Source organism: Mucilaginibacter sp. P4_C11 (genome assembly GCF_056402115.1).
The window spans coordinates 22185-41336 of sequence record NZ_JBFUIA010000002.1 but is presented as its reverse complement, the minus strand read 5'-3'; the positions used below and the strand labels follow the sequence as shown (position 1 = coordinate 41336).

At 42.5% G+C, this 19152-nt stretch carries 13 protein-coding genes; 4 read left to right on the top strand and 9 right to left on the bottom strand.

From position 1 onward, the window contains the following. Positions 1 to 2: 2 nt before the first annotated feature. Both AC1DU2_RS02020 and AC1DU2_RS02015 read right to left on the bottom strand, forming a co-directional pair. Positions 3 to 2780, bottom strand: coding sequence for a TonB-dependent receptor (locus tag AC1DU2_RS02020; protein ID WP_477382533.1), 2778 nt, complete (start codon positions 2778 to 2780; stop codon positions 3 to 5). An 88-nt stretch (positions 2781 to 2868) separates the two neighbouring features. Then, positions 2869 to 3615, bottom strand: coding sequence for a hypothetical protein (locus tag AC1DU2_RS02015; RefSeq protein ID WP_477382532.1), 747 nt, complete (start codon positions 3613 to 3615; stop codon positions 2869 to 2871). A gap of 179 nt (positions 3616 to 3794) precedes the next feature. Between AC1DU2_RS02015 and AC1DU2_RS02010 the strand changes: the two genes are divergently transcribed. Further along, on the top strand, positions 3795 to 4406 hold the full coding sequence (locus AC1DU2_RS02010; RefSeq protein ID WP_477382531.1) for a hypothetical protein: 612 nt from the start codon (positions 3795 to 3797) through the stop codon (positions 4404 to 4406). Positions 4407 to 4543: 137 nt separating this feature from the next. Here AC1DU2_RS02010 and infB read toward each other — a convergent pair whose 3' ends face one another. The 4 genes from infB to AC1DU2_RS01990 all read right to left on the bottom strand — a co-directional run bounded on the left by infB (position 4544) and on the right by AC1DU2_RS01990 (position 9917). Beyond that, on the bottom strand, positions 4544 to 7606 hold the full coding sequence (gene infB / locus AC1DU2_RS02005; RefSeq protein ID WP_477382530.1) for a translation initiation factor IF-2: 3063 nt from the start codon (positions 7604 to 7606) through the stop codon (positions 4544 to 4546). Between the two features lie 59 nt (positions 7607 to 7665). Further along, the gene (gene nusA, locus AC1DU2_RS02000) at positions 7666 to 8901 is read right to left on the bottom strand and encodes a transcription termination factor NusA (RefSeq protein ID WP_147054170.1); all 1236 of its coding nucleotides are present in this window, start codon (positions 8899 to 8901) and stop codon (positions 7666 to 7668) included. Positions 8902 to 8904: 3 nt separating this feature from the next. Continuing rightward, the gene (gene rimP, locus AC1DU2_RS01995) at positions 8905 to 9369 is read right to left on the bottom strand and encodes a ribosome assembly cofactor RimP (protein WP_477382529.1); all 465 of its coding nucleotides are present in this window, start codon (positions 9367 to 9369) and stop codon (positions 8905 to 8907) included. 125 nt (positions 9370 to 9494) lie between these two features. Next, on the bottom strand, positions 9495 to 9917 hold the full coding sequence (locus AC1DU2_RS01990; protein ID WP_477355470.1) for a hypothetical protein: 423 nt from the start codon (positions 9915 to 9917) through the stop codon (positions 9495 to 9497). A gap of 131 nt (positions 9918 to 10048) precedes the next feature. On the opposite strand from AC1DU2_RS01990, the gene AC1DU2_RS01985 reads away from it, so the two are divergent. After that, the gene (locus tag AC1DU2_RS01985; protein WP_477382528.1) at positions 10049 to 10327 is read left to right on the top strand and encodes a DUF2185 domain-containing protein; all 279 of its coding nucleotides are present in this window, start codon (positions 10049 to 10051) and stop codon (positions 10325 to 10327) included. 4 nt (positions 10328 to 10331) lie between these two features. On the opposite strand, the gene AC1DU2_RS01980 is transcribed toward AC1DU2_RS01985, so the two are convergent. Continuing rightward, the gene (locus AC1DU2_RS01980; RefSeq protein WP_477382527.1) at positions 10332 to 12695 is read right to left on the bottom strand and encodes a S9 family peptidase; all 2364 of its coding nucleotides are present in this window, start codon (positions 12693 to 12695) and stop codon (positions 10332 to 10334) included. Positions 12696 to 12784: 89 nt separating this feature from the next. Here AC1DU2_RS01980 and AC1DU2_RS01975 point away from each other — a divergent pair, with 89 nt between their 5' ends. After that, positions 12785 to 13306 carry a GNAT family N-acetyltransferase gene (locus AC1DU2_RS01975; RefSeq protein WP_477382526.1) on the top strand — a complete coding sequence of 174 codons (522 nt, stop codon included), beginning with the start codon at positions 12785 to 12787 and terminating at the stop codon, positions 13304 to 13306. On the opposite strand, the gene AC1DU2_RS01970 is transcribed toward AC1DU2_RS01975, so the two are convergent. Continuing rightward, positions 13303 to 14640 carry an FAD-dependent oxidoreductase gene (locus AC1DU2_RS01970; protein WP_477382525.1) on the bottom strand — a complete coding sequence of 446 codons (1338 nt, stop codon included), beginning with the start codon at positions 14638 to 14640 and terminating at the stop codon, positions 13303 to 13305. The genes AC1DU2_RS01975 and AC1DU2_RS01970 overlap by 4 nt on opposite strands. Positions 14641 to 14728: 88 nt before the next feature. On the opposite strand from AC1DU2_RS01970, the gene AC1DU2_RS01965 reads away from it, so the two are divergent. Further along, positions 14729 to 15262 (top strand): YfiT family bacillithiol transferase, encoded by a 534-nt coding sequence (locus tag AC1DU2_RS01965; protein ID WP_477382524.1) that lies wholly within the window; start codon positions 14729 to 14731, stop codon positions 15260 to 15262. A 162-nt stretch (positions 15263 to 15424) separates the two neighbouring features. Here the strand turns inward: AC1DU2_RS01965 and AC1DU2_RS01960 are convergent, their stop codons facing one another. Beyond that, complete coding sequence (locus AC1DU2_RS01960) at positions 15425 to 19132, bottom strand: sensor histidine kinase (protein ID WP_477382523.1); 3708 nt, start codon at positions 19130 to 19132, stop codon at positions 15425 to 15427. Between the last annotated feature and the right edge of the window lie 20 nt (positions 19133 to 19152).

Genomic DNA, 19152 nt, shown 5'->3' with positions numbered 1-19152 from the left:
GTTTAAAACCTGATGTTATAGTTGATAAACGGAATTGGCCGGGCAAAAATAGACAGCTTGTACCCGCTTATTATACCTCCCTGTTCGGTAAAATAGGTAGAGTATGCATTTTGTCTGCCGGTTAAATTATACACCCCTATGGTGAACGAGTTGTGTGTAAGCTGATGTACTTTGTGATTACCCTCAATGTTCATCGAAAAATCGGAACGGAAGTAATCAGGGATGCGGTACTGGTTCCTGTCTGAATAATATACCCGCTCCGATCCGCCGTACTCATATTTTGCCACCGGTAATGTAATAGGCCTGCCTGTGCTGTAAGTAACGTTTAACGATACGCTAAACCTGTGCGAAAAGCGGTAATTGCCTATGAAGTTAAAAGCATGCGGCTTATCAAAATTGGCCGGATAGTATGAGCCGCCATTAATCAGCTCGCCCTCGTTAGGATTGGTTTGTCTTAAAAAAGTGCGCGAGTAGGTATAAGTTATCCATCCATTGGCCTTGCCTGTGGTTTTCTTCAGCAAAAACTCAATACCGTAAGCCTTGCCTTCGGTACCCAATACATCGTTTTCAATATGGTGGTTTAATACAAGGTTGGCGCCGCTACGGTAATCCAGGTAGTCCCTTAGTCTTTTGTAATAAATTTCGACAGACGTTTCGATGGTGTTTGCCTTCATGTTGTGGTAAAGGCCAAGCGATACCTGGTCGCCGTATTGTGGCTTGATATTAGGATCGCTTAGTTGCCAAACATCGGTAGGGGCAATGGCAGTTGTATTTGATAATAAATGGATGTATTGCCTTAACGTGTTGTAACCGCCCTTTAAAGAAGTATTATCGCCCAGCTGGTAACGTGCCGACAAGCGAATTTCGGGCCCCGAATACGTTTTAATGAACTTCCCGCTGCTGTAATTGGTACTATCCAGCAGGTTTGACGTTGTTTTTGGCAAATTAGGTGCGTAGTTGTAAACCAATTGCGGTCCCAGGAAATTGTATATAGAATACCTGATACCTCCGCTTACCGAAAAATCTTCGGTAAAATCATACTTATCGCCCAGGTACAAAGCGCTCTCCAAAGCCTGCTGCGCCGGGATAACATCAGGCGCTACCAATGACTTGGGGCTATTGGGCTGAAAGTTGCCGGGATGGAGCTTATAAAAAATAGAGCTTAAGCCAAAGTCAATGGTGTTTTTACGGTTAAGGTAGTAGGTAAAATCCGCTTTAAAATTGGTTTGGTTAATATCGAAATTAAGCTTGTATGCATTTACCGGGTTATCATAGCTGGCAATATCATATTGATACCTGTCTATCCCGGCGCCTATTACGCTAAACAGCTTATCGTTAAAGTTATGCTTCCATTTAATATTGGCGTTGCGGTTGCTGTAGCCGTAAGATGTATCGCTGTTTAACTTAAATTTATCTTTGCTCAGGTAGGTTGTTACATAAATATTGTTCTTCTCGTTTATCTGGTGACTGATATCCAGGTTTAAATCGTAAAAGGATGCCTGGCTGTGCTTATAAGCATCGGGCAGCAACTTCAACAACCAATCGGAGTAAGTGGTACGGCCACCAAAAGAAAACGAGGTTTTATCTTTAATAATAGGCCCTTCTATATTAAGCCGGCTGGTTATTAAACCAATGCCTGCCGAGCCGGTAAATTTCTTTTTATTGCCTTCGCGATTGGTAACATCCAATACCGACGACAGGCGCCCGCCAAATTTTTCAGGAATGCTGCTTTTATAAAGTTCAATGTCTTTAACGATGTCGGGGTTAAATGATGAGAAAAAACCAAAAAAATGCGAGGGGTTATAAATGGTGGCATCATTCATTAAAATAAGGTTCTGATCGGCCGACCCGCCGCGTACGTTAAACCCGGTTGTAGCCTCGCCTACTGATTGTACGCCTGGAAGCGTTAGTACAACCCTCAACACGTCGGCTTCGCCAAATACGGTCGGCACCTGTTTAATGCTCTTGATGTCGAGCCTGTTTACTCCCAATTGTACGTTACGTACGTTGGCAACTTTCTCGGCCGATATTTTTACTTCCTTCAGGCTGGTAACCTGTTCCTTCATTTCTATAATCAGCTTCCCATCAGAGTAAAGTACAATTTGCCTGCGGGTATCACGCATGCCAAGGCCACGGATGCTCAAAATCTGGCGACCTTTCGGTAGGCTAATAGTAAAATAACCAAATTGATCTGTTGCTACCCCTGTTTTAGTATTGGTAACAAAAATGCTGCCCCCAATTACCGCCTCGCCAGATTTGCTATCACGAACATAGCCCGATAGCGTTGCATTGCCTGCACCAATTGTGTTAGTTTTATTACCTATCTCATATAACTTATTTTCTGTAGTCGCCTCCGGAATGATCTTTTCTTTCTGATCGGTAAATTCGGCTACGGTTGTAGTAACGTTGTTCTTTACGGTTTCCGGGCCAGGTTTAATTCCAAAAAAGCCCGCGGCAAGCGATGGTTGTATCTCGCGACCTTTGGTTAAAAAAACCTGGCCATCAGCGGTTATCGCGTAACGAAACACGGTATTTTTGAATGCGGCATCAAGCACAACGTTAACCGGTTTATTATCTACCTTAACGGTTACCTTTAAACTATCAAATAAGGCGGGTTCATAATAAATGTGATAGCCGGTTTTGGCTTCAATTTCGGTAACAAACTGCTCAATAGTGGCTTGTTGCACGTTTACGCTAATTGTTTTAACCGCCGTTTGTTGGGCATTGCCAACTTTCATCAGGATCAAAAAACAAAAAGTAAAAAAGTAAATTTTTTTCATTCGCATATTTATTTCTCGCAATATCCTGAACTGGGTGACGGTTTTAACTACTATCTATTAGTTGAATACTACAGGTATGAAAGCTTTCTTATTTTGATAATTGATCGTATTGGGCGGCTATTAAATACATCGCTTTTTCCGGGTTATCCTTAAACTTAATTTTATTGGCCTTTATATACTGCTGCAATTCTTTTTTCTTGTCCTTTAATGCATTCAGGAAAGCGCCTTGTCCGCCTGTACTATAGTAATTATTGCCTTTTTTTAAATAGTAATGCTTTTTAGCCTCTGTAAAAAAGGTTTCGAGCGTAGTTTGGGTTGATATACTCTGTATACTTTTTGTCCACTTAACTAAAACCTGCAGGTTGCCGCCGTATATCTCTTCATATACCCCTGCGCTTATAGACGATGCCAGGTTTGTCGAATCGGCCGCAACGTACACAAAATGATGGCTAAGCAAATCAAAACTTTGTATCCTGGAGTTTATTAATGAATATTTGGAAAAGCCGTTATACAGTAGTGTTACAACAAGGTCTTTGTTGATATCGTACATCATCGGCACGTTTGCGTAAAATATACCATCGTAATTAACCGAACCGGTTTTGAATGCGTTTATGTCTAAAAAGCAAGCATTTCCTTTAATTAAAGGATCATAAAACTCATATTCGGGGCCGTTATAAAGGCGCGACATTTGACCAATAGACATATTGTAAACATCAACTACATGGCCAATGGCAATTTTTTGCATTGTACTGTCATCCGCTACTGTTTGTCCAAAGGCTCGGCCACTTATATAAGTGAAGACGATAAAAAAGCACAGGAATGGTTTATTTATCATTTAGGTTTTATAAAAAGGAAATGTACATTACTTTTAATTAATAATCAAACCCCGCACCCGAAAAGATAATCCAATGCGTATGATGTAGTGATTATGTTACAATTGTAAATACAACAATATATTACGCAATGACGAAACCGTTTGTAACAGTGACTGTTAAATGTTTATAATTTACAGTTATGAATAATGGTTATCATAATATCCCGGAGCAAACAGAAGGCGGAATGACCGACTTTATCCACTTTGCAGATCTTGATACACGCCAGGCGGCGCATGCCCTTTTCCTGCTGGCTAAAAACAGGTTAAAAGACGTTTCTAACTGGCACCAATTTGCCGGGCCTGCCTCCTCAAAGTTTTCGCTTACAGATGCGCAGGGAAATGAGCTATACCGCATGGCCGAAAAAGGAGATCATTTTTACGTAGACCTGCCTGCTCCCGGCTCGATAGCAGGAGGGGGGCTGGACTGGGTAATGATTGAAAGCATCCAGGAATTTGAAAACGCGAATTCGGAAAGCGAATTTATAGCTATTACGGTAAGGCCGGTGGCAAATCCCCGGAATCCGGGTGAAGCCATTGCCAATTTCTACGATCATAGCGCTACCAATACTTTTATTGTTGAGCGGTACTTAAACCACGTTAGCGCAGCAGTACATGGGCGAAATGAAGTGATCAATAACTCCGATACCAATTTATACGATAGCATCCGTAATACCATTATTGCGCTTACTGCGCGTCAGGGCCTATCGGGGCCACAGTGGAAAGCGCTGGTAGAGGGCTTGCTAAAGGAGTGAATTGGACAGGCATCGCCCGGAATGAAAAGGCTAGGGGAATTAAACTCCCGGCGAGCAACTTTATTTAATATATTGATATAAAGAAAAAGGGCTAATCTGTTAAAGATTAGCCCTTCAAATTATCAATGCTTTGCTTATTACAACTTGCGTTTTACTTCTACATTTTCGTAAGCTTCAACAATGTCGCCTACTTCAATATTGTTGAAGTTTTGGATGTTCAAACCGCACTCGTAGCCAGTCAATACTTCCTTCACATCGTCTTTAAAGCGTTTCAGTGAAGCCAGTTCGCCTGTGTATATAACTACACCGTCACGAACTATGCGGATTTTGCTGTTACGGTTAATTTTACCATCAAGTACCATACAACCTGCAATGGTACCCACCTTGCTGATCTTGAAGGTTTCGCGGATCTCCACGTTCGCAACAATCTTCTCTTCAAAGGTTGGTGCAAGCATCCCTTCCATCGCCGCCTTAATTTCGTTAATGGCATCGTAGATGATAGAGTATAACCTGATATCGATCTGCTCAGCTTCGGCAAGTTTACGGGCACTTCCCGAAGGACGAACCTGGAAACCAATGATGATCGCATCTGATGCAGAAGCCAACAACACGTCTGATTCGGAAATCTGACCTACCGCTTTAGATATAATATTAACCTGTATCTGCTCGGTAGATAGTTTCAGTAATGAATCTGATAACGCCTCGATAGATCCATCCACGTCACCCTTAACAATAATGTTAAGTTCCTTAAAGTTACCAACTGCCAAACGACGGCCGATTTCATCAAGTGTAATGTGTTTCTGCGTGCGTAAACCTTGCTCGCGTTGTAGTTGTAAACGCTTGTTGGCAATTTCACGTGCTTCAACTTCGCTTTCCAATACGTTGAATTTATCACCCGCGGTTGGCGCACCCTGCATACCCAACACCTGTACCGGTGTTGAAGGGCCTGCAGAATCAACTCTTTGGCCACGCTCGTTGGTTAATGCCTTAACACGACCGCTGTAGCATCCGGCCAAAATAGGATCTCCTACTTTTAAACGGCCTGCCTGTACCAATATAGTGGTTACAATACCACGGCCTTTATCTAAAGCAGCCTCAATAACGGTACCTACGGCACGTTTATTAGGGTTGGCTGTAAGTTCAAGTAACTCGGCTTCAAGCAATACTTTCTCTAACAGCAGTTCGATATTTAAGCCGGTTTTGGCTGATATCTCTTGTGTTTGGTATTTACCGCCCCACTCTTCAACCAAAATATTCATGGCCGATAGTTGCTCGCGAATCTTATCCGAGTTAGCACCAGGCCTGTCAATTTTATTGAAAGCGAAGATGATTGGTGCTCCTGCAGCCTGGGCGTGGTTTATGGCCTCGCGGGTTTGCGGCATCACGCTATCATCAGCAGCAATTACAATAATTACAATATCTGTTACCTGTGCACCCCTTGCACGCATGGCGGTAAATGCCTCGTGACCCGGTGTATCCAGGAATGTGATCTTTCCTTTATTATCCGGCAAAGTAACTTCATAGGCACCAATGTGCTGGGTAATCCCCCCGGCTTCGCCACCAATTACGTTTGTTTTGCGGATAAAATCAAGCAATGATGTTTTACCGTGATCCACGTGACCCATGATCGTTACAATTGGCGCACGGGGAACTAAATCTGCCGGATCATCTGGCTGGTCAAGGTTGGCCTCTTCATCCTGTGGCTTCACAAATTCAACCTGGTAGCCAAATTCGTCGGCCACAATGGTTAATGTTTCTGCATCAAGCCTTTGGTTGATAGATACGAACATACCCAGGCTCATACAGGTAGATATAATCTGGGTTACAGATACATCCATCATCAATGCAAGCTCATTAGCAGTTACAAACTCGGTAACCTTTAATACTTTCGATTGCAACTCCTGCTCCATTGCCAATTCATCGGCACTGGCGGCAACGTCATCGCGTTTTTGACGGCGGAATTTGGCCCGCTGTGCAAATTTGCCCGACTTACCAGCACCACTTAAACGTGCAAGCGTTGCTTTAATCTGGTCTTGTATATCTTTTTCTGACGGTTCTTCCTTAGGGCCGGTATTTTGCGGCGCATTGTTACGGTTACCCCTGAAATCAGGGCGGTTTCCACCTCCTCCTCCTTGCTGAGGGCCTCCGTTTCCTGGCGCACCATTACCGCGGTTCCTGAAATCCGGACGGTTAGGGTTAATAGTACCGCCACCCGATGGGGTATGCGGAGGATGAGTACCACCACCTTGCTGGTTTTGCGGATGGTTACCGCCACCTTGCTGCGGATTGCCCTGGCTATCTTTACGTTTCCTTTTGCGCTTATGATCGGCGCTGTTTGAATTTGATGAAGATGCTATAGGATTGCGTTTAGGCGCATTAACCGGCAATTGTATTTTACCAATAATATTAGGGCCTGTAAGGCGCTCTGCCTTGGCCCGTATTACGTCATCATCGCCATCTGCAGGTGTTTCGGCCGGGGCTTCAACAACCGGTGCCTGTACAACAGGCGGTTTTGGCGCCTCTGCTTTGGGTTCTTCTACCTTTGGTACTTCAACAACAGTTGGTTTTGGTGCTTCAACTTTAGGGGTCTCGGCAACAACCGGTTTTGGTATTTCAACAACAGGCTCTGGTTTTGGTGCTTCTACTACGACTGGCTTCTCAGCAACAACCGGCTTAGGCGCTTCCACAACCGGCTCTGGTTTTGGAGCTTCTACTACAGCAGACTTTTCGGCAACAGGCTGTGGTTTCGCATTCAGGTTATTAAGGTCAATTTTCCCAATTACCTTAACTCCAGGCAATACATCACCGCGCTCCTCGGTTTTCACCGCGGCAGCAGGGGCAACAGACTCAACCGGTTTCGGTTTCTCGGCCTGCGGTGCGGTATATTGGCCGGCATTTTTGATCAGTATCTCTTCGTTCTCAAAATCGCGTGAACGGCGATTTTCGATCGGCTTTTCAGGCAGCGGCGCAGTTTCCTCTTTCCTTATCTTACCGATACTGATCTGCTTGGCTTCCTCTTTAATACTTTTATCAAAGGCAAATTCCTTCAACAATGCGCCGTACATGTCGCCATTTAGCTGGGCCATGGGGTGCTTGTCAACCTTATAGCCTTTAGTCGCCAAAAAATCGACAATGGTACCCATACCAATGTTGAGCTCTTTTACCGCCTTAATTAATTTTATTGATTTGTCTTCTGACATTTATTATATTTTCTCTGCTAATTATCGCAAAAATACGATTTTAATTTTGGTTATTATGCTTATTCAAACTCAGCATTCAATATTGATAGCACTTCTTTTACCGTTTCTTCTTCCAGATCGGTACGTTTTACCAACTCGCCAACAGTTAAAGCCAATACCGATTTTGCTGTATCTAGGCCAATACGCTTAAATTCATCAATAATCCAGCTATCAATTTCATCTGTAAATTCTTCAATATCCACATCCTCATCATGCTCATCAGCCTCGCGGTAAACATCTATCTCATAGCCGGTTAATTTACCTGCCAGTTTAATATTGTGACCACCACGGCCGATAGCTAACGATACCTGGTCGGGTTTTAAGTACACTGCTGCTGTTTTTTTCTCATCATCTAATTTAATAGATGTGATTTTGGCCGGCGACAATGCACGTTGAATATAGAGTTGAATATTGTTGGTGAAGTTAATCACATCAATATTTTCATTTTTTAATTCGCGAACGATACCATGTATACGTGAACCCTTCATACCTACGCAGGCACCAACCGGGTCAATACGGTCATCGTATGATTCTACGGCAACCTTGGCCCTTTCGCCAGGCTCGCGTACAATTTTTTTAATAGTGATCAACCCGTCGAAAATTTCGGGAACTTCCAGTTCAAACAAACGCTGTAAAAACTCGGGTGCAGTACGCGAAATGATAATTTTAGGATTACTGTTCAGCATATCTACCTTATGTACAACAGCTTTTACGCTATCTCCTTTTTTAAAGTAGTCGGCCGGTATCTGCTCTGTTTTTGGCAGCAACAATTCGTTGCCTTCATCATCAAGCACCAGTGTTTCTTTTTTCCAAACCTGGTAAACCTCGCCGGTAACAATTTCGCCAACGCGATCTTTATATTTTTTAAAGATCTCGTCTTTTTCCAGTTCCAGAATTTTTGAAACCAGTGTTTGGCGTGCCGCTAAAATAGCACGGCGACCAAAGCTTTCCAGGGTGATTTGCTCAATTTGCTCATCGCCTACTTCCAAATCCGGATCAAACAATTTTGCTTCCGCCAGCTCAACCTCCAGGTCATCATCTTCGCTAAACCCATCTTCCATAACCTTACGGGTGCGCCAAATTTCTAAGTCACCGTTGTCGGTATTAACAATCACGTCGCAATTTTCATCTGTGCCGTATTTTTTCCTGATCATGCTTCTGAAAACGTCTTCCAAAACGCTCATCATGGTTGGGCGGTCAATGTTCTTGAAATCTTTAAATTCCTGAAAAGAATCAATTAAATTAATATTGCTCATTTTCTACTTGAATGATATTAAAACTTTTGTTTCTGTTATTTTATCTAATGGGATAACGCTCTCAACAGTTTCGGCCTTTTTCCCTTTTTCTTTTATTTTTTCTTCAATTACAATGGCATCCTCGGTTAATGCCGATAAAACACCTTCTCGTTTTACGCCATCGGCCATTTTGATACCCAATGTGCGCCCAACATTCTTGGCATATTGCCTTGGCGACGAAAGCGGGAAATCAATCCCCGGCGACGATACTTCCAGGTTATAGGCGGTTTCAATTACATTTTCTTCCTCTAAATGGAAGCCCACATGCCTGCTTACCGCCACGCAATCGCCAATACCTACACCGTCATCACCATCAAGCAAAACGATAAGTTTTCCGTTTGAGTGCATTTTAACATCCACCAAAAACAAATTCGGCTTATCGGCTATCTTCTCTTCTACCAGTTCCCTTACTCTTTTTTCAATGTTCATTACCCGCCCGTTTTTGATTGATAATTTTTAATTGATAAAATAAAAGAGGGGGCTATTTGCCCCCTCTTTTATTAATTGACTGCAAATATAATCAAATTTATTAATTTTTCAACTATCAAATAGGGTTATTGCTTAAAAATCAAATCTGTATAATGTAAGCTGCCCAGTTTATTTTTTCCTAATATAAAATCGGAGGCTTTACTGTTGGCATCATATTTATAATAGCGAACAAAATAAGTTTGGGCCGCTGCAAAAGGGGTATCGGGCGTAAATGTAACCACGCTATCAGCTACCGCGTATTTGCCCGGCTGAATAGGCTGATAGTTTTTCAGATCTGTATCGGCTGGCATTTTGTACACCGGCACCAGGCTCTGCCAGTTCCCGGCTGATGAATCGCGGTTAATATCCTGAACAATCAGCGGGTCGAGGCCGGTTATTTTGAGGGAATGTTTATCGGAGGTAAGGTTTATTTTGACTAAAGGTGCGTTTGCTGTGTTAGTATTACATGCACAACATATAATTACAAAAAGCATAATTAATTTATTCATGGAGAGGGATGCGCAATTTGGTTATGCACAAAATTAAACAGAAATTAGGGTGAATATTTCGGATTGGCAATTTAAAATGCTAAAAAAACTTTAAGCTGAAAGCAGAACAGATCAGTAAACTTATTCCATCTATGGGTGGATGTATGGCGACGGATAAAATCACAGTTGATGGACTGCAAGTAATATACATGTACCGGGAAGAGTCTGATTTTCACTTAGATAGTGGCTGGCGTTTCTTTTCGGGTACAGAAACTCAGGAGTATGTTGACGATCCAAATAACACGATGATTTATGATGTAAACACGATTGCAAACTACGATAAAGCAATAATCCCATACCTGAATCTCCCTCTTGGTGTTGAACTAGAAAGAATTCCCGGAACCAACGAATTTCAGATGATCCCGGGATAAAAAATTATTTCTTCAACGTCTCCTCAAATAATTTATAAATCCGTTTATACTCATCCGTCCAGCTGCTGGGTTGTTCAAAGGCATGGTCTTCTACGGGGTACGATGCCAGTTCCCAGTTTTCTTTGTGCAACTCAATTAGTTTCTGCGTCAGGCGGATAATATCCTGGTAGTTAACGTTCTGATCTATCATGCCGTGCAGCATCAATAAATTGCCTTTTAAGCCATTGGCAAAGTAAATTGGTGAGCTTTTGCGATAGGCTGTTTCATCTGTAAAAGGCTCGTTCAAAATATTGGAGGTATACTCGTGGTTATAATGTGCCCAATCGGTAACCGAACGAATGGCGCCGCCAGCAGCAAAAACATCAGGTTCGGTGAACATACCCATCAGCGTAATAAACCCGCCATATGAGCCGCCATATAAACCAACATGTTTGGGGTTTACGCCATATTTATCAACCAGGTATTTTACGCCATCAACCTGGTCTGTCAAATCTTTGCCGCCCATATGCCGGTAAATGCCGGTGCGCCAGTCGCGGCCGTAGCCTGCGCTTGCGGTGTAATCAACATCCAACACTGTATAGCCGTTATCGGCCAGCATATTGTTAAACATAAATTCGCGGAAGTAATAGCTCCAGGAATACGTTACGTTTTGCAGGTAGCCTGCACCATGCACAAATACCACAGCCGGTTTCGCGGGGTCTGCATTTTTGGGCAGGTACAAACGGGCGTAAACATCGCTGCCATACCTGTTTTTAAAGGTGATAATTTCCGGCGCGCGCCACGGGTACGATTCGTATTCGGCGCTGATGGATTTGGTAACCTGTACCGCTTTGGCTCCAGGTTTATTGGCCTGCACATATAGTTCCCATGGTTTGTTGGAGTAGGAGTAACGGATAGCCAGCCATTTTTCGTCGGGCGATAGTGTTACATCGTTGCCGCCCTTTAAGCCTGTTATTTTTGTTGGCGTACCACCATCAACGGGCAGGCTGTAAAAATCGGTTAATCCGGGATGGTCGATATTGGCGGTGAAGTAGAACCTTTTTTTATCATTGGATAGCTGCAGAGTTTGTACTTCCCATTTACCGCTGGTAATTTGCTTTTTTACACCGCTAATAATATCTACTATATAAATGTGCGAGTAGCCGCTGGCCTCGCTCTGAAAATAGAAATGATCGTTATCAATAAAACCGACGTTCCCCGCCGCCGAGTTTTCAATTCCGGGACCACCTATCCAGGCTTCATCGCGCTGCCGGTCAAGCAAGCTAAGTTTGCCGGTAAGGGCGTCTAATCGCATAATCCAGCGGTCTTTATTATCCTGGGCTGATATTACGACTACGGCATTTGCCGAGTTTTCGCTCCAGAATACGCCTTCGATAACCACATGCCTGTCGGCATTAGCCTTTTTATAAGCCTCCTGCTCCTTTGGGTAATCTTTTAAATAATCGGGCGCGTCTTTAATGCCCGGCAGGTCTGATGTTTTTATCCGGTAAACGCTATCGCGCTGCCTGTCGTAAATAAACGTTTCGGATGTTGATGATGGGCGGCCTACTTTTGAGCGGTTCGGAATATCCTCTGTGAAGCCCGATTCGGTTACATAATTAGGAACGATGGCGTTTTTAACGTCGTCGGCCGGTTTTGTGAGCCGGTAAGTAACAAAGCGCTCATCGGGGCTTATTTTAATCCGTCCAACACGTTTAGTTCCAAAAACCAGTTCCCTTAATCCCTTCGGCGCTAAATCTGCTCTTTCGGCCGAGTCTTGTTTTTCCTCTTTCTTCTCCACCTTAACAATATCAAACAACTCCAGCTGCTGCTTTTTAAGCCATTTTTCTTCTTCGTTAAGTTCGTCGTTGCCCTTTTTACTTTTTGATTTAACAAAATTAGTTAGCTGCTCCAACCCATTTCCGTTAAGTTTCATGGAGAACAGGTTACTGCCTTGCGAAAATATGATGTGGCTTTCATCGCCATTAAAAACCGGCGAACTTTCCCGCTCCTCAGTATGGGTAAACTGGGTTATTTTGCCCGATTTAAGGTCTTCTAAAAACAAGTCGCCATTTTTTTCAAAAACTTTTTGGGTGCGTTTTTTATTCCAACTACCGTTTTCGGCCGGTAAGCCGCGTCTATCGGCAATGCTTACTTTTTGCGGCGTTGTACCGCCGGGCGTAGCGGCAAACAATTCATCGGGGCCGGTTTTATCCGGATTCCAGCTAAAAAGAATTTTTTTGCTATCATCGCTCCAGTGAATATTTGATGGGGATACACCTATCCACTTTGGATCGCGCATAATTTTTTCAATGGTAAGGGTATCCAGTTTTTGGGCAAAAGCACCGGCAGTATTGGCCAGCAATAGCAGCGTAAATATTTTTTTCATGAGTCAGTCTTGTGTCGCGCAACTAATACGCGGATGCAATTTAACAGTTTGGCTTTGCTTTGCTAATTTTAGACGTTTTATTGTTACAAATGGAAATTAAAGGCGACGGTTTTATTTTACGGAAGTTGCGGTTGGCTGATGCTGAATCGTTGCAAAAACATGCCGATAACCCAAGGATTTTTGATGCCCTTCTTGATCGCTTTCCATCGCCATACACGCTTGCAGATGCCATTGATTTTATCGGGCTTGCAATGGCCGAAGAAGTGCAAACCAAATTCGCGATAGCTATTAACGGCGAAGTAGCCGGCGTAATAGGCATTGATTTAAAGGGTGATATTTACCGAAAATCGGCATTGATCGGCTACTGGCTGGGCGAGGTGCATTGGGGAAAAGGCATTATGCCCAAGGCGGTGAAACTGATTGTAGATTATGGATTTGCCAACCTGGATATTGTACGGCTTCAGGCTGGTGTATTAGGCAACAATCCAAAATCGATGCGGGTATTGGAAAAAGCAGGGTTTGTAAAAGAAGCTGTTTGTAAAAATGCGATTATTAAAAACGGTTTTATTTTAGATGAGCATTTATACGCCATACTTAAGCCTTCTGTCTAATTAACAAACCTGCCCGATAAATCCACCGTTCGGGCAAAAGGATTTAAAAACTGATTAATCAATATAGCAAACTCCCGCCGGGTTATTGGCCGGTTAACATCAAAGTCCGATTGGAATTTATATTGATTTTTCCAGGCTTTGGCTATGGAGATGTGCAGCGTTTTAGGATCGGTTAATGTTATTTCACTTATAAGCGATAGTGTGTTTTCTACTGTAAATTTCGGCTTGGGTTTTTCCCTGTTAAACCATAAAAATGTACGGGTATAAATATCATTTAATACCGGTTCAATCTCGGCGGTGTTAACTGCAGAATCGGGCATAAACAGCATACCTGGTGTATTGCTATCCAATTTTTGCACCCCTTTTATTAACCCCGTAGCCGCAACCTGCTGCACCGACCTAAAATAACGATCGTTTTGATTTACATCAGCAAATGGAAGCAGGTAGCTTTTAAAATCCAGCAGCTCGCCCTGCACGGTGCGTGCATTTAATTTGTGGGTTGTAGTTTTAAAAAATGCGCAAAATGCCGCGGCAGCACCTGCACCCTGGCCCAGCATAAGCTGGTTGGGCAGGTATTGGATGTCATCATCCGGAAAAAGCTTGCCTGTAACTAACAGGTTCCCGACGTCCGGCGCCACAATGGAGCTCAGCGGAATACAATATGACGGCAATTGCGGATAGTTGTCGGAAGGGCTTTTTTTGTCCCCATTTTGCCCCGGATAACCATCGCCTGTTGCAATGCTGGTACGGTATGTGGCCGATTGATGGTTATCGGCCATCAAATCAACCGGTTTAAAATTGATATTCAATTTTTCGGCTATCGAAGCATTTGGTGTGGCATCGATAATCAGCTTTGCTTTTATTTGTTGCGATTTTGAATCCTGGCTAACAGTTACCACCCAACCGTCCCCATCTTTTTTTACCGTACTAACAACTGTATTTAATTTTATAGTGAGGTTTTTAACCGTATCGGCCATTTTTTTGATAATGGCTGCACCCGTGTATGGCTCTAAGCTCAGCGGGGCATTATAAGCGGTATCGCGGCCCGGCGTATTTTTATAAAAAGTTATTACCCATTTTCGGAATTCCCCCCAAATACCCGATTGAAGGTTTCTCCCGTTACCGATAGTTGTCATTGTTTGAGCCTGCATTGATGGGCATAATTGCGCACCTGCTTCAACCAGTACTGTTTTAATTTTGCTGCGGGCTCCCTGTATGGCTGCCGAGGCACCGGCAGGGCCGCCGCCAATTACAAGGATATCGGTTTTAATGGTTTGGGCATATGTAAAGGAGCATTTTAACAGCAGCAGTACTAAACACAGTTTTTTTATCATCGTTTTAACTAACACGTACAGAACGCTAATTTAGGTTAAAGCTTGCTGTAGTATAAAATTATCCCTAATTTAATTTTTTTAAACATTTATGACAGACGAACAAATGAGGTTCCCGATTGGGAAATTTGCACCACCGGCATCTTATACCGACGAAAACATCCGCGAATGGATAGATGATCTGCGCACATTGCCGGGTAAATTGCGTAATGCTATAGCTGGTTTAAACTACCAGGAACTGGATACCCCATACCGAACCGGCGGATGGACATTGAGGCAAGTAATCCATCACCTGGCCGACAGCCACATGAACTCGATTACCCGTTTTAAGCTGGCACTCACCGAAAATAACCCTGTTATAAAGCCATACGAAGAAGCAGATTGGGCTTTACTACCCGATTATCGCCTCCCTGTAGAATCGTCATTAAAAATATTGGAAGGCATCCATATACACATGGTTGCCTTATTTGAAAGTTTTACCGAAAACGAATGGGAACGCACCTTTGTACATCCCGCATCCGGTGATACCGTTTCGCTTAAAATGGGGCTGGCATTATACTCCTGGCATAGCAAACATCATTTGGCACATATTACGGAAACGGTGAAGAAATTCGCGCGGGATTAGGGGAAAGGTTAAAGGCGAAAGGTTTTTTGGGACAAATGCCATTATCTATTAAATCGGGGCTGTTTTTTATCTTTTCCGCAGTTGCCTTTAACCTTTCGCCCCATATTACATACCTTTTCCGCAGCTACCTTTCGCCTTTGACCATTTGCCTTTCACCTCAAATTACGCGGATGGAAAACTCAGGTAAAAAGTGGTGCCGATGCCAATGGTTGTCTCAAACCAAATTTTACCGTTGGCATTTTCAATTGAGTTTTTCACAAAGGCAAGCCCAAGTCCCGTACCAGAACTTTTGGTAGTAAAATTGGGCTCGAATATTTTTTCGCGCATATTTTCCGGAATTCCGTTACCATTATCTTTAATGGTAAGCAACACATTTTTGCTGGTTATAAGGTAGTTGATGTTTATCAGCCCATTTCTATCTGCTGGTGTGGCTTCTATGGCGTTCTTCAATAAATTGTTAAAGCATCTCAATAGCTGATCTTTATCAGCATTTATCATAAAAGGAGCATCGGGCAGCTGGTACACTATTTGCATATTATCCATCTGCTTAAATATGGTTACCGCCTGGTTAAGCATTTCAAAAACATTCAATAGCTCAATACGGGTATCGGGCATTTTCGCAAAAGCCGAAAACTCAGACGCGATGGACGATAAGCTTTCTATCTGTTCAACAAACGATTTGCTAAAACGTTCAAATTTCTGATCAAACTTAGGGTCCTTATCCCGCCACGATTTATCAAGTAGTTGCAACCCTAGTTTCAATGGCGTTAATGGGTTTTTAATTTCATGGGCTACTTGTTTGGCCATTTCGCGCCAGGCGCTTTCGCGTTCAGATTGCGCCAACCTGGTTGCGCTATTCTCAAGGGCCGAGATCATTTTATTATATTCCTTAACCAAGGCCCCAATCTCATCATTTCGTTGCCATTTTATCGGCTCGTTCTTTTTGCCGTATATGGTTTTGCTCAGCGTTTCCTGTATAAAACTAAGCGGTGCGGTTATTTGCCTGGCAATAATAATGGCCAATAAGCCAATGGCTAAAAACACCAATGCGTAAACATTTATCATCACATTCAACAACGAGCTTATGCGTTGTTTATAATCTGCCTCATTTGAAAAATAGGGCAGCTGGATGTAAGCGATAATCTTTTGGCCAGAGCTTACTATGGGTGCATAAGCGGCCTTGTAGTTCAATTCTCCTATTTTTTCATCATTCACAAATTCTGTTTTTTGCAGCCTGCTCAGGTAAATAAAAGCTCGGGAGTTCATTTTTTTTGCCACCAGGCCAGCCTCATACATTTTTGGCTGGGTTGTAACCAGTGGCACCCCGTTGGTATCAAACAGGATAAGGTCGGTAGAATATGTTTCGGCCAGTACGTTAAAATCAACCTGGTTTTTTTCGTTTACATTGTATATGTATCGGTTTAATGCGCCGGTTTGAAAAGTCTCGGCAATCCTGCTTATTTTATCGCGAATCTGTTTATCCTGCTGTTCATGGTATTGGCGCCCTATTGATACAAAGGTGATAAAGCCTACTACAATCAGTGTAACAACAACCGCAAATATCATTACAAACTGGATGCGGGTTCTATAAAGTACCTTATCAAAATTGATCTTGAATTTCCAGCGGATTTTATCATCCTTAATACTCAAAATCCTTACGCGTACCCATACGCCCCTGGCTATAATAATAACTGCACTAAATACCAATAGCGCCATAAAAAAGAAAGTGATAGAGGCCACCCCGTTATATAGTGGGTTTGTTTCCTTACTTACTACTATGATATTGCGTTTGTTGGGTTTATAAATCAGGTGGTCGTATTTTGTAAAAGCATTGTACCATTCGGGATTATTGAACCGGGTGGTTTTTATAATATAGCTTTTTAATACCCCTTTAAAATCTGGGTTATTAAGGGTGTAAACATAACTTCCCCGTTGACTTTGCAAGCGATTATCATAGTAATAAGCATACGAGTAATCTTTAAATTCGTCTTCGGATTGTAACGACCCTTCGATCAATAGATCCGGGAAAGCCCCAAGCACCTGAACAGGTTTTGATGTAAACTCAATGGCCAATGTTCCTAATTGCTTATTCCCGTTTTTTATGGGCAGTATCGCAAAATAACTCTGACGCCCAAACGATGCTGTGCCCCGGTAAAAATAAGATGTTGGTACAACCTTATATGAATTATATACAACCTGGTCTTTAAACCCGGTTATCGGGATGTCGTCGTTAGCCAGGGGCTGGTCATTGGCATCATACTCGTGTATTTTAATAACATATTTTGACAGGTACCCATCAAAATACAGTTTCTGAAAACGGGTTAACAAGTACTCGTTGTTATGTATATTTTCCTTAAAGTAGCGCACAATAGTTGTGTCAACAAGAATCCGCTTCTCAATCTTTATAAATGCGTTTTCGGCATAATGGTCAATTGGGTCGCCTAGCCGTTGCAGTAACTTTTTTCGTACCGACTCCTCTTTAATGCCTTCAAAGTGGTTTAACTTAATAGCCGAAATTACCGAGCAGATTAAAAGCACACCCAAAAAGGCACTTGTTGTAAGTTTACCGCCCTGGTAAATAAACCCAAATGCCCTCATCACCACCAGCAGCATCCACAACAGGTAAAACAAGCTAAAATCGTAATTCCGGGCAAAAACAATTGTACTTATAACAACGCCTACTACCAGCAGTAATAACTGGTGCAATTTTGGCACATCCAGCTTGAGGCATATAAAAAGAACCACCTCATCAACAAGATAAAAAATGAGAAAACTAAAGCACAACATTAAAACACCCAGAATGCTGAATGATGATAAACCAAGTACATTGTTTACGTTAAAGTTGATGCCCGCATGAATAACCAAGTCATAAAACAGCCTTAAAAGCGATGTGGATAACCCTATAAGCAAAAGAATACAGCCAACTACAATAAAATAGCCAACTGAGTTTTTGTAAACCGCTGTAAACAATCTTCGCCGTTGCAGGTAAATGAATGCAACAAACCAAAAAACACAAAGCAGGTTAATACACAGGTCGCCAAAAGACGGATACAAAACTCCGGAATGGTAAATGGCGGGGTCAAACAATTTAAGCATCCCCCGAAAATCAGGCAGGTGATAATATAAATTAACAAAGCGGAGCAGGATTATGTACAAACCCAGGAAAACCACTGACAACCAGCCATAACCCTTTGCCGCCATATGGCAGCAAATATTATGAATTAATATACAAAGCGTTATGATGGTTAAAATCCAAAAAATAGCCTGGTAATATATAAATGCATAATTGACGCTGCTGGCTTTTTGTTTTACCGAGAAAAGATAATCGTTGTTGATGCTGTGTACATCGTAAGCATTTTTATCGCCCAGATCGGTAAGCTCAATATTATCTGTCGTTATTAAATCTTTAGCAAACGTGTTTTGAAGATACTGGTTGGTAAAGCTGTAATTGATTTTTACCGGGATAAAAAATATTACAGAAAAAGCCCCCTCCGTTTTCTTAATCGCTTCATAATACCCATTCGGCTGCCTGATAAAGGAATTGCCCTCGCGGATATTGCCTATGCTATCCGGCAAAACTTTAATACCGCTCCAAAAACTTAAATGGTTATTGTACGCTGTTATAAACCAGGTGTTCCTTTGAGTAGTAAATTCCTCTATCCTGTTAATGGCCTCCTGGTCATTATCGCCCAGGGTTTTAAATTTGTTAAGCTGTTCTTTATCTTTTAGCAGCTTATCAATATAAGCTTCCTTTTTGTGCAGGTTAGCCTCAAGAGCCAGGGCCGATTGATCGAGGTTATTTACCGGCGTATATGTTTTTTGGATAAAAATAGCGGTAAACAACAGCCCTATACCAATTAGGGTTAGCAACAAACGTATTTTTCCCGAGG

What these genes read in the sequence shown, in the direction of transcription:
- AC1DU2_RS02020 (WP_477382533.1), bottom strand. Translation starts at nt 2,780, where the DNA reads ATGAAAAAAATTTACTTTTTTACTTTTTGTTTTTTGATCCTGATGAAA.
- AC1DU2_RS02015 (WP_477382532.1), bottom strand. Translation starts at nt 3,615, where the DNA reads ATGATAAATAAACCATTCCTGTGCTTTTTTATCGTCTTCACTTATATA.
- AC1DU2_RS02010 (WP_477382531.1), top strand. Translation starts at nt 3,795, where the DNA reads ATGAATAATGGTTATCATAATATCCCGGAGCAAACAGAAGGCGGAATG.
- infB (WP_477382530.1), bottom strand. Translation starts at nt 7,606, where the DNA reads ATGTCAGAAGACAAATCAATAAAATTAATTAAGGCGGTAAAAGAGCTC.
- nusA (WP_147054170.1), bottom strand. Translation starts at nt 8,901, where the DNA reads ATGAGCAATATTAATTTAATTGATTCTTTTCAGGAATTTAAAGATTTC.
- rimP (WP_477382529.1), bottom strand. Translation starts at nt 9,369, where the DNA reads ATGAACATTGAAAAAAGAGTAAGGGAACTGGTAGAAGAGAAGATAGCC.
- AC1DU2_RS01990 (WP_477355470.1), bottom strand. Translation starts at nt 9,917, where the DNA reads ATGAATAAATTAATTATGCTTTTTGTAATTATATGTTGTGCATGTAAT.
- AC1DU2_RS01985 (WP_477382528.1), top strand. Translation starts at nt 10,049, where the DNA reads ATGGGTGGATGTATGGCGACGGATAAAATCACAGTTGATGGACTGCAA.
- AC1DU2_RS01980 (WP_477382527.1), bottom strand. Translation starts at nt 12,695, where the DNA reads ATGAAAAAAATATTTACGCTGCTATTGCTGGCCAATACTGCCGGTGCT.
- AC1DU2_RS01975 (WP_477382526.1), top strand. Translation starts at nt 12,785, where the DNA reads ATGGAAATTAAAGGCGACGGTTTTATTTTACGGAAGTTGCGGTTGGCT.
- AC1DU2_RS01970 (WP_477382525.1), bottom strand. Translation starts at nt 14,640, where the DNA reads ATGATAAAAAAACTGTGTTTAGTACTGCTGCTGTTAAAATGCTCCTTT.
- AC1DU2_RS01965 (WP_477382524.1), top strand. Translation starts at nt 14,729, where the DNA reads ATGACAGACGAACAAATGAGGTTCCCGATTGGGAAATTTGCACCACCG.